The sequence below is a fragment of the Rhodosalinus sp. 5P4 genome, from assembly GCF_041365695.1.
GTDB lineage: Bacteria > Pseudomonadota > Alphaproteobacteria > Rhodobacterales > Rhodobacteraceae > Rhodosalinus.
Genome location: NZ_JBGFSJ010000003.1, coordinates 433524 through 444123 on the forward strand (window position 1 = coordinate 433524; position 10600 = coordinate 444123).

Here is a 10600-nt window from a genome sequence, read left to right on the forward strand (position 1 = left end):
GTGATGCGCATCCTGCTGCTCTGCCACTACTACCCGCCCGAGACGAACGCGCCCGCCGCGCGCAGTTCGGAACACGCGCGCCACTGGGCCGCGGCCGGGCACGAGGTGACGGTCGTGACCTGCGCGCCGAGCCATCCGCGCGGGCGGCTCTACCCGGGCTACCGGAACCGGCTCTTCCAGCAGGAGAGCTCGGAGGGCGTGCGGTTGGTGCGCGTCTGGAGCCACATCGCCCCCAATGCCGGCGTGTCGCGGCGCGCGGCGAGCCATCTTTCCTTCGCACTCTCGGCGCTGGCCGCCCTGCCACGCCTCGGCCGGCCCGACGTGATCCTCTCCACCTCGCCGCAGTTCTTCTGCGGGCTCGCGGGCCTGCCCGCGCGGCGGATGACCGGCGCGCGCTGGGTGTTCGAGGTGCGCGACCTTTGGCCGGAAAGCATCCTGGCGGTGAACGCCATGACGCGCGGCCGCGCGATCCGCGGGCTCGAGGCGCTCGAGGCGCGGGCCTATCGCGCCGCGGACCACGTCGTGCCGGTGGCCGAGGGGTTCGTGCCCCACATCGCCGACCGCCGCGGCGGGGCGGAGGGGATCACGGTGCTCCGCAACGGCGTCGACCTCGCGGCGTTCCACCCCGCCGCGCAAGAGGACGCGGCGGGTGCGAAGGCGCGCTTCGGGCTCGCGGGGCGCTTCGTGGCCACCTATGCCGGCACGCACGGGATGGCGCACGGGCTCGACGCGGTGCTCGACGCGGCCGCGCTTTTGCGCCACGAGCCGGGGGTGGGCTTCCTGCTGGTGGGCGACGGGGCGGACCAGGCGCGCCTCGCCGCGCGCGCCCGGGCGATGGCGCTGCCCAACCTTCGGGTGGCCGGCCCGCTCCCCCGCGCGGAGATGCCCTCCGTCCTCGCGGCGAGCGACGCGAGCCTCGTGCTCCTTCGGGACCGGCCCGCCTTCGCCCGGGTGCTGCCCTCGAAGCTCGCCGAAGCCATGGCGGCGGCGAAACCGGTGGTGCTGGGGGTGCGGGGCGCGGCGCGCGCCGAGCTCGAGGCCGCGGGGGCCGGCATCGCCGTGACCCGCGAAAGCGCCAAGGAGATCGCCGCGGCGGTGCTGCGCCTCGCCCGCGATCCCGCCGAGGCCGCCCGCATGGGGCGGCGGGGCCGCGCCCATGCCGAGCGCCATTTCGACCGGCGCCGGATCGCGGCCGAGTATCTCTCGCTGCTGGAGGAGGTGGCGGCGGCATGAGCACCCTTGCCGGGCTGGCCCGCGCCTGCGCCTTCGGGCGGCACATGCCGCTGGAGAAACTCGCCCGACGCGCCGAGCTTACCCTGCGCAGGCGCCTGGCAGACCGGCTTGGCCCGCGCGCGCCCGCCACCCCGGCCGCGCGGGTGACAAGGGCGGCGCCTGCACCCCTTTTCCCGCCGCGGGCGGGTTGCGCGGTGGCGCCGCGGGGCGCGGGCTTCGCGGTCACGCTCCTCAACCGGTGCGTGGAGATGCCGGGGCCCGGGATCGACTGGCAGGCTCCCGGCCCCGGACCGCGCGCGCAACTCTGGCGGATGACGCTGCATTACATGGAGTATCTCGAGGGCGCGGAGGACGCGCTCTGGGCGCGGCTGGTCTCGGACTGGCTCGACGCCAACGCGCGGCCCCGGCCCGGCGCCTGGGCGGATGCGTGGAACGCCTATGCGCTGGCCACCCGCGCCTGCGTCTGGATGGACGAGCTCGCGCGGCGTCGCGCGCGGCTGCCGGCGTCCCTCGTCGCGCGGGCCGAGGAGAGCCTTCTCGGCCAGCTCGCCTTCCTCGCGCGGCACCTCGAGACCGATCTGGGCGGCAACCACCTGATCCGCGACCTCCGCGCCCTGATCCGGGGGGCGGCATATTTCGAGGGCCGCGCGCCCGAAGGTTGGCGCCGCCGCGCCGTGGCGCGCCTGCGCCGCGAGGTCGCCCGGCAGATCCTGCCCGACGGGATGCATTTCGAGCGTTCGCCCTCCTACCACTGCCAGGTGATGGCGGACCTCCTCGATTGCCGCGCCGCGCTGGCGGCGGAAGGCGCGTGGCTCGACGGCCCGCTCGCCGCCATGGCCCTCGCGGCGGCGGACCTCGCGCATCCCGACGGCGGCGTGGCGCTTCTGAACGACGCGGGGCTTTCCATGGCGCGCCCGCCGTCCGAGTGCCTCGCAGCCTTTGCCCGCCTGATCGGCCCCGCCCCCGCGCCGCGCGGAAGCTTCGCCTTCCCCGACGCGGGCTGTTTCGGGATGCGCCGGGGCCCGCTCTACCTCGTGGCCGATTGCGGACGGATCGCGCCGGACGATCTGCCCGCCCATGGCCACGGCGACGCGCTCGGCTTCGAGTTCTCTGTCGACGGCCAGCGGGTGATCGTGGACCAGGGCGTGTTCGAATATGCCGAGGGTCCGCGCCGCGACGCCGCCCGGAGCACGGCGGCGCACAACACGCTGGCGCTCGCGGGGGCGGAGCAGGCGGAGTTCTTCGGCGCCTTCCGCTGCGGCCGGCGGCCCGAGGTGACGCTGGAGCGGTGGGAGGCCGGGCCTAAGGGCATCCGCCTCGAAGGGCGGCATGACGGTTATCGCACCGCGCCGGGCCGGCCGGTCCACCGCCGCCGCTTCGACGCGCACGCAACCGGCGTCACGATCGAGGACCGGCTGGAGGGCGGCCCGACGGCCGATGCGACGGCGGGCTTTCTCCTGCACCCCGACATCCGCGCCGAGCCGGGCCCGGACGGAAAGGCGGTGCGGCTTCACCTTGGCGGGCGCGCCCGGCTCGTGGTGGCCGCCACCGCCCCCATCCGCCTGGAGCCCGCCATCTGGTGGCCCGATCTGGGGGTCGAGCGGTGCACGACCCGCCTCAGCGTCCTGGCCGGGCGCGGACCGCTTCGCCTGATCACCCGCATCACGCTTCTGGAAGGGAACGCCCCATGAAACAGCTTCGCCAGGATTACCGCGGCGGCGCGCCCGAGGTCGTGGAGGCGCCCGCGCCCCGCGCCCTGCCCGGCCGCGTTCTGGTCGCCACGCGCGCCTCGCTCATCTCCTCGGGGACGGAACGCCAGATCCTGGAACTCGCGCAGGCGACGCTCGCCGGGAAGGCCGCCGCGCGGCCCGACCTCGTGCGACAGGTCGTCCGGACGGCGCGCCGCGAAGGGCTGCGGCGCACCGCCGAGAAGGTGCGCGCCAAGCTCGACGATCCCGTGGCGCCGGGTTACAGCCTTGCCGGCGAGGTGCTGGAGATCGGTCGCGGGGTCGCGGGGCTGGCCGTGGGCGACCGCGTGGCCTGCGCCGGTGCGGGCTTCGCCAGCCACGCCGAGATCAACGCCGTGCCCCGCAACCTCTGCGCGCGGATCCCGAAAGGCGTGAGCGACACGGAGGCGAGCTTCGCCACCGTGGGCGCGATCGCGCTTCAGGGCGTCCGCCGCGCCGCGCCTACGCTCGGCGAGCGGGTGGCGGTGTCGGGGCTCGGGCTTCTGGGGCTTCTGACCGTGCAGTTGCTGAAGGCCAACGGCTGCCGGGTCCTGGGATACGATCCCGACCCCGCGCGCGCCGCCCTCGCGCGCGAGCTTGGCGCCGAACACGCCGTCAGCGCGGATCTCGAGGCCGCGGCCGCGGCCTTCACCGGCGGCGCGGGAGCGGATGCCGTGATCGTCACCGCCGCCACACGGTCGAGCGCACCGGTCAACGCCGCCGCCGCGATCAGCCGGCTCGGCGGGCGCGTGGTCCTCGTGGGCCTGACCGGCATGGAAATCGACCGCGACCTCTTCTACCGGCGCGAGCTCGACCTGCGCCTCGCGCTCTCGACCGGTCCCGGCCGCCATGACCCGGATTACGAGATCGCGGGCCGGGACTATCCGCTGCCCCATGTCCGCTGGACCGGGCAGCGCAACATGGAAGCGTTCCTGGATCTCGTGGCCTCGGGCCGGCTGACGCCCGCGCCGCTCGTCAGCCACCGGTTCGCCATCGCGAACGCGGCGCAGGCCTACCACCTGCTGGGCGGCGGTGGGCCGCACCTCGCCATCCTGCTCGACTATCCCGCCCCATCGCGGGCCGCGCCCGCGCGCCGCCTCTCGCTGTCGCGGACGGCGACGGACACGCGCCCGGGCGTGGGCTTCATCGGCTTCGGCAGCTACGCGCGCGGCACCCTCCTGCCGGCCCTGCGCGCCGCCAGCGGTACGACGCTCACCGCCGTGGTCACCTCGCGCGGCCTCTCGGCGCGGGCCGCGGCGGACAGCGCGGGCTTCGCCTGTGCCGCCACCGAACCCGGCGCGGTTCTGGAAGATCCGGGAACGCAGGCGGTGGTGATCGCCACGCGCCACGACAGCCACGCGGGCTACGCGGCCGCGGCCCTGCGCGCGGGCAAGCATGTGTTCTGCGAAAAACCCCTCGCGCTCGATCGTGAGGGGCTCGACGCCGTGCGCGCGGCGGCGGCGGAGGTGCCCGGGCTCCTGACGGTGGGCTTCAACCGCCGCTTCGCGCCGCTCATGGGCGAGATGAAGGCGGCGCTCGCCGGCATGGCGGGACCGCTCCAGATCCTCTACCGGGTCAACGCGGGGCCGCTGCCGCCCGAAAGCTGGATCCACGGCACGGAGGGGGGCGGACGGCTCCTCGGGGAATGCTGCCATTTCCTCGACGCGATGGCCCATCTCGCGGGCGCGCCCGCCGTTTCGGTCCAGGCCGTCGCGGCAAGCGGCGCGGGCGACGCGGTGTCCGCGCTTCTGCGTTTCGCCGACGGTTCCACCGGCGCGCTCGTCTACGCGCCCATGGGCGACCCGGTCCTGCCGAAAGAGCAGGTGGAGGTCTTCGCGGCCGGCCGGGCGCTCCGGCTCGAGGATTTCACGCGCCTCGAGATCGCAGCCGGCGGACGGCGAAAGGTCTTGCGCCGCAAGCAGGACAAGGGGCAGCGGGCGCTCATGGCGGCCTTCGTCGCGGCGATCCGCGAGGGCGGCGCCCCGCCGATCCCCGAGCCCGAGATCTTCGCCGCCACCGAGGCGAGCCTCGCGCTCGAACAGGCGGTCCGCACGGGCCGTGCCGTGCCCCTTCAGCGGCAGGACGGGACATGAGCGCGCCCGGCCGCCATCTCGCCTGGCGGGTCGGCCGGCGGGTCTACTGCGCCGCGCGCGGCGAGCAGCGCCGCGACACCATCGCCCGGAACGGCGAGGCGATGCTCCAGCGCCGCGCCATCGCGGCCACCGGAGCCGCGCGCCCCTTCGCCGTCCTCGACATCGGCGCGAACCGGGGCGCATGGACGGCAAGCCTGCTGGAGCAGCTTCCACCCGCACGGCGCGCGGCCGGGCGCCTTGCCGTGCACGCCTTCGAACCGGTCCGCGAGACCGCGGCGCTCTTTCGCGCCGAGATCGCGGCGCGCGCGGGGGCGGTCACGCTTCACGAGACGGCCCTGTCGGACACCGAGGGCCAGGCCGAGATCGCGCTGGAGGGGCCCGGCGCGGGGACGAACTCGCTCCACCCGCCGCGCCCCGGGCTGGCACGGCAACGCGTGCCGACCGCGCCGCTCACCGCCGTCGCCGACGCGCTCGGCCTCGCCCGGATCCACCTCGCCAAAAGCGACACCGAGGGCCACGACCTGCGGGTGCTCACCGGCGCGCGCCCGCTTCTGGCCGCCGGGCGGATCGACATCTTCCAGTTCGAGTACAACCACCGCTGGATCTACGGGCGGGCCTTCCTGCGCGATGTCTTCGACCTGATCGGCGGGCTCGACTATACGCTCGTCCGCGTGGATCCGGCCGCCTGCACCGTGTTCGAGGACTGGCATCCGGAACTCGAACGCTTCTTCCAGTCGAACTACGCGCTCGTCCATGCCCGCGCGCTCGACTGGCTTCCGCTCCGGCGCGGGCGCTTCGACCGGTTCAACGTGCATGGCTGACGGCGCGGCCCGGGCGCACCCGTCCGTCGCGGTGTTTTTCGGTGCCTCCGGTCGCGCCCAGCCCGCCTCGGGCGCGGTCCGGAGCCTCGAGGCGCTGACGTGCGATCTGTCGGACGAATTCGCTCTCACGCTCGCGGCAAGCGCCGATGTGTTCTGCGCGACCCCGCGCGGCCTTTCACGCGTGGTGCTGGCGCCGGGCGGCGCGCGTTGGCACCCGGTCCGGCGCCTTCTGGCGCGCGGCGATTTCGACCTTGTCCATCTCAACAGCCTGTTCGACCGGGAAACCACGCTGCCCGTGCTGGCGCTGCGCCGCGCGGGGCTGGTGCCGCGCATGCCGGTCTTGGTCTCGCCGCGCGGCGAATGCGCGCCGGGCGCGCTCGCGCAGAAGGCCGGCGCGAAGCTCGCCTATCTCACGGCGCTCCGCCGCCTGGGGCTCCTGGACGACGTGTGGCTCCACGCAACCGCGCTGCAGGAACGCCGGGACATCGCCGCGCTCGGTCTTCCCGCGAGGGGCATCCTCGACGCGCCCGACACCGCGCGGCTCGCCCCTCCGCCGAATAGTCTCGAGCGACCCAGACACCGCGGGGGACCGCTCAGGATCGTCTTTCTGGGGCGCGTCGCGCCCGTGAAGAACCTGGTCTTCGCGCTGGAGACGCTCGCGCGCGTCCGCGTCCCGGTCGACTTCGACCTGATCGGCCCCGTCGTCTGCGCGCGGCACAAGGCGGCCTGCGACGCGGCGATTTCGCGGCTGCCGCGCCATGTGCGCGCGACATGGAAGCCACCGATCCCGGCGGAGGAACCAATATCCATCCTGGAGGCTTATGACGCTTTCTTCATGCCCAGCCTGAACGAGAGCTACGGCCACGCCATCGCCGAGGCGCTGGCCGCCGGCCTGCCCGTCATCACCAGCGACCGCACGCCCTGGCGCGGTCTCGCCGAGGCACGGGCGGGATGGGACCTGCCGCTTGGCGAGCCCTTGCGCTTCGCCGCCGCGATCGATCGCTACGCCGCCCTGCCGCCCGAGGAACGGCAGCGCTGGCGGCAAGGCGCGCGCCGGCTGGCGGAGCGTCGCCATGCGGAGGCGGACGCGGCACGCGCCACCGCCGCCATGTTCCGCACCGCCATGTCGCCCGAGGCGCCGCGGCCGTGACGCCCGCCCAGAGCCCGCGCTGGCAAATCGGCGCAACGCTTGTCCGCCCGGGCCGGGGCGGCATCGCCGCCGTGGCGCGCATCACGCTCCGCGCGCTTGTCGAGGCGGGGGCGGATGCGGCCCTTCTGTCATACCTCGACGACCGCCCGGCAATCGCGGCGGGCCGGACCATGCGCGTTGCGCGAGGAAGCCGCGCCCGGTTTGCCGCAGGCCTGCTGGCCGCCGCCGCCCGCAGCGACCTCTTCCTTTACGATTCCGTCGGCATGGCGCGCGCGCATCCGCGACTGCCGGGCCTGCGCCGGCCCTATGCCGTCTGGGTGCACGGGGTCGAAGTCTGGAACGGGCTGACCCCGGGCCGCGCCCGCGCGCTTCGGGGCGCGGATCTGCTCCTTGCCAATTCCCGCTTCACGCTCGCGCGTCTGGAGGCCCGCCACGGCCCGTTGCGCGCCGCGCGCGTCTGCGAGCTGGGCACGGAGGCTGACCGGCCGCCCGCCCCCCGGCCGCCCCGCCCGCCGGACGCGCCGCCCGTGGTGCTCTGCCTCGGGCGGATCGACCGCGCGCAGATGTACAAGGGGCAGCGCGAACTCGTCGCCTGCTGGGCCGAGGTGGTGCAGGCGGTGCCCGGTGCACGGCTCGTGATCGCGGGCGGGGGCGACGGGGTGCCGCTCATCCGCGAGGCGGCCCGGCGCTCGCCGGCCGCGGGCTTCATCGAGGTGACAGGCCATGTGCCGGAAGGCGATCTCGAAGCGCTCTGGGCCCGCGCCGATCTCTTCGCCATGCCAAGCCGCGGCGAGGGCTTCGGCCTCGTCTATACGGAGGCGATGCGCCGGGGCATTCCCGTGATTGCCTCGCGCCAGGACGCGGGGCAGGAGGTCAACCGGCACGGCGAGACGGGATTGAACGCTGATCTCGACGCGCCGGGGGCGCTGAGCGCGGCGCTGATCGCCCTGCTGCGCGATCCGGGGCTCCGCGCCCGGCTCGGCGCGCAGGGCGCGCGGCACTGGCGGGCCCGCTTCCGGTATGGCGCGTTCCGCGACCGCCTGCTGCCGATCCTCGACGAGTTCGCCGCCACGACCTGCCCCACGCCACGAGGGGCCCGCGCATGACCGGGCCCGGCGCATCCCGCCCCGCCGCCCTGCCCGAGCATCGCCCGCCCCTTCGCATCCTCGCCGTGTCGGCGCAGTGGCAGGGCGCGAACGACTACGCGCTGGTGCGCGCACTGCGCCGCGCGGGCCACTCCGTCCGGGCGATCGCGGAAGCCGAGTTCCTGCCCGCCTGGCGCGCGCCCGCGCTGCGCGCGCTGCGCCGCGCGCTCCGCCCGCGCCTCGTGCGCGAGTTCAACGCGGCGCTCATGGCCGAGGCCGAAGCCCTGCGTCCCGAGATGCTCTTCGTCTTCAAGGGACCGATGGTGGCGGCGCGCACGCTCGAGCGGTTGCGCGCCAAGGGCGTGATCTGCATCCAGTTCTTCCCGGATGTGAGCGTCTTCACGCACGGGCCGGAACTGCCGCGCGCGCTGCCCTGCTACGACTGGGTGTTCACCACGAAAAGCTTCGGGCTGGCCGACATGGCCGAACGCCTCGGCATCCGCGACGCGTCCTTCCTGCCGCACGCCTTCGACCCCGAAACCCACGCGCCAGCCGACCTTACCGAGGCCGACCGCGCGCGCCATGCCTGCGACGTGTCCTTCATCGGCGACCGCTCGCCGGAGAAGCAGCGCCTGCTCGCCGCGCTCGCCGCGGCCTGCCCCGACCTCGACCTGCGGATCTGGGGTCCCGACCGCTGGCGGCGGGCGCCGCCCGCGCTTCGCCGGACATGGCAGGGCGACCGTGTCACGGGGCGGGAATACGCCAAGGCCATCGGGCTTTCGAAAATCAACCTCGGGCTTCTGACCGAGCGCCAGCCCGGCGCATCGAGCGGCGACGTGATGACGGCGCGCAGCTTCGAGATCCCCGCCGCCGGCGGCTTCATGCTGCACCAGCGCACGCGCGAGGCGACCGCCTTCTTCGAGGAAGGGCGCGAGGCCGCCTTCTTCGACGGCCCCGACGAGCTGGTGCACGAGGTGCGGCGTTACCTGGCCGAGCCGGAGGCGCGGCTTGCCATCGCGGCGGCCGGCCGGCGGCGCGTGATCGCCGACGGCCACTCCGCCGACGACCGCGTCCACGCGATCGTGGCGAGATATCGCGACCTGCGCGCCCGACGGAAGCCTTGTGCGCCATGGACCTGACGCGCGGCGTCACCGCCGGGCGCGGGGGCGCTCAGGGGATCGACGTGCCGTCCGCCGCGCGCCGCCAGACGGTCCCGTCCGAGAAGGCAAGCGCCGGCCCGCCGGTGTCGTCGGGCACGAATACGATGGCGCCCGCGCCGACCGCGACGGCATCGGGCAGCGCCGCGACGGAGAAACTGCCGACCCGCACGGGCCCTTCGGCGTGGATCGTGGCGCTCGGCGCGTCCGTGCCCACGCCGAGGCGCGGGCCTGCCGCATCCACCATCCAGCCGCCGGCGGTCGCGGCATGCCAGGCGCCGTCGTGGTAGTAGGCCGTCAGACGGAAACGCGCGGTCCCGCCCCCGTCCGCGCCACGAAACGCAAGCTGCCCGCGGGTTCCGTCGAAGGGGATGTAGTGGGCGAGCGCCGCGCTCGTCTCGCTGGCGAAACGCTTGCCGTCCGAGACGGCGAGCCCCTCGGGGAAGCTCGGCGGCGCGGCGCTTTTCGGCAGGCGCATCCGGTGCGTCGCCGGATCGGACAGATCCCCGCCATGCGCAACGATCAGGTGATCCTCGTAAAAGCCCGGCCGTCCGGGGGCGACCGACCATATCCCCGCGGGATCGAGCGCGTTTCCCAGCACCAGCGCGGCGTCCTCCCCCTCGGCGTGGAGCGGGCCCTGCGGCTGCGCCGCGCCCACCGCGACGTGCCCCGTGGCCGCGTCCACGGCAAGCGCGGGGCGCCAGCTCACGCCATCGGCCGAAACCTTCACGCGCCAGTTGTCGTCCCCCGCGAGGCCGAATTCCGCCCGGCCGGAATAGCCCGACTGGAACAGCACCGAGGCGGTAGCCGCGGCGTCCTGCTTGTTCAGCGTCAGCCGCACGCCGCCAGAGCCGGGCGTCACGTCGTCATGCGAGAAGAGAACGCCGTCGGACTTGACGGAAAGCCGGTTCACCGCGTCGGGCTCGGTATTCACGCCGAAAAGCGTCGCCATGTCGGAGCTCGCGGCGACGCGCCACGCCGCCCCGTCCCAGACCATAAGCCTGGCCTCGTCCGCGACCCAGGCAAGCCAGCCCGCCTTCGGCGCGAAGAAATGCCACGCCCCGTCGAGGAAGGCGGCGAGCGCCTCCTCCTGCCCGGCCCAGGCGCCGGCCGCGGGCGCGGCCACGATGTGGCGGGTTCCGTCCGCGGGCGCTGGCGGCGGGCTCGTCTCGCCCCGCGAGGCGACGCCGATCTGAACCACCGCGTCGAGCACGCGCAGCGCCTCGTTGTGGGTGACATGTTTCTGGGCCTGGTTGGGCAGGATATAGGGAAGCCCCAGCGCGGGCGACTGATCCATGGGACGGCTCCTGGCTTGCCGGACCCGCGGGGGCGCG

8 protein-coding genes are annotated in these 10600 nt (G+C 74.7%); 7 read left to right on the forward strand and 1 reads right to left on the reverse strand.

Features of this window, described 5'->3' with window-relative positions:
- Positions 1–3: 3 nt before the first annotated feature.
- From AB6A69_RS07545 to AB6A69_RS07575, 7 genes are read left to right on the forward strand one after another with little or no spacing between them, the layout of a single operon-like run.
- Positions 4–1233 (forward strand): glycosyltransferase family 4 protein, encoded by a 1230-nt coding sequence (locus AB6A69_RS07545; RefSeq protein WP_371060365.1) that lies wholly within the window; start codon positions 4–6, stop codon positions 1231–1233.
- The gene (locus AB6A69_RS07550) at positions 1230–2924 is read left to right on the forward strand and encodes a heparinase II/III family protein (protein ID WP_371060306.1); all 1695 of its coding nucleotides are present in this window, start codon (positions 1230–1232) and stop codon (positions 2922–2924) included. Before AB6A69_RS07545 ends, AB6A69_RS07550 begins: the two co-directional genes overlap by 4 nt.
- Positions 2921–5053: a bi-domain-containing oxidoreductase gene (locus AB6A69_RS07555; protein ID WP_371060307.1), complete on the forward strand. Its 2133-nt coding sequence runs from the start codon at positions 2921–2923 to the stop codon at positions 5051–5053. Before AB6A69_RS07550 ends, AB6A69_RS07555 begins: the two co-directional genes overlap by 4 nt.
- Entirely contained in the window at positions 5050–5874 is an 825-nt protein-coding gene (locus AB6A69_RS07560; protein ID WP_371060308.1) for an FkbM family methyltransferase, read from the forward strand. The genes AB6A69_RS07555 and AB6A69_RS07560 overlap by 4 nt, the downstream gene beginning before the upstream one ends.
- A complete protein-coding gene (locus AB6A69_RS07565) occupies positions 5867–7024 on the forward strand; it encodes a glycosyltransferase (protein WP_371060309.1) in 1158 nt (385 codons plus the stop codon). Before AB6A69_RS07560 ends, AB6A69_RS07565 begins: the two co-directional genes overlap by 8 nt.
- Positions 7021–8130, forward strand: coding sequence for a glycosyltransferase family 4 protein (locus AB6A69_RS07570; protein ID WP_371060310.1), 1110 nt, complete (start codon positions 7021–7023; stop codon positions 8128–8130). Before AB6A69_RS07565 ends, AB6A69_RS07570 begins: the two co-directional genes overlap by 4 nt.
- Positions 8127–9248 (forward strand): glycosyltransferase, encoded by a 1122-nt coding sequence (locus AB6A69_RS07575; RefSeq protein WP_371060311.1) that lies wholly within the window; start codon positions 8127–8129, stop codon positions 9246–9248. Before AB6A69_RS07570 ends, AB6A69_RS07575 begins: the two co-directional genes overlap by 4 nt.
- 31 nt (positions 9249–9279) lie before the next feature.
- Here AB6A69_RS07575 and AB6A69_RS07580 read toward each other — a convergent pair whose 3' ends face one another.
- Positions 9280–10563: a DUF2793 domain-containing protein gene (locus AB6A69_RS07580; protein WP_371060312.1), complete on the reverse strand. Its 1284-nt coding sequence runs from the start codon at positions 10561–10563 to the stop codon at positions 9280–9282.
- Positions 10564–10600 lie beyond the last annotated feature (37 nt).

Excerpts from the sequence above, each read along its gene's own strand:
- AB6A69_RS07545 (WP_371060365.1), top strand. The coding sequence starts at position 4 with ATGCGCATCCTGCTGCTCTGCCACTACTACCCGCCCGAGACGAACGCG.
- AB6A69_RS07550 (WP_371060306.1), top strand. The coding sequence starts at position 1,230 with ATGAGCACCCTTGCCGGGCTGGCCCGCGCCTGCGCCTTCGGGCGGCAC.
- AB6A69_RS07555 (WP_371060307.1), top strand. The coding sequence starts at position 2,921 with ATGAAACAGCTTCGCCAGGATTACCGCGGCGGCGCGCCCGAGGTCGTG.
- AB6A69_RS07560 (WP_371060308.1), top strand. The coding sequence starts at position 5,050 with ATGAGCGCGCCCGGCCGCCATCTCGCCTGGCGGGTCGGCCGGCGGGTC.
- AB6A69_RS07565 (WP_371060309.1), top strand. The coding sequence starts at position 5,867 with ATGGCTGACGGCGCGGCCCGGGCGCACCCGTCCGTCGCGGTGTTTTTC.
- AB6A69_RS07575 (WP_371060311.1), top strand. The coding sequence starts at position 8,127 with ATGACCGGGCCCGGCGCATCCCGCCCCGCCGCCCTGCCCGAGCATCGC.
- AB6A69_RS07580 (WP_371060312.1), bottom strand. The coding sequence starts at position 10,563 with ATGGATCAGTCGCCCGCGCTGGGGCTTCCCTATATCCTGCCCAACCAG.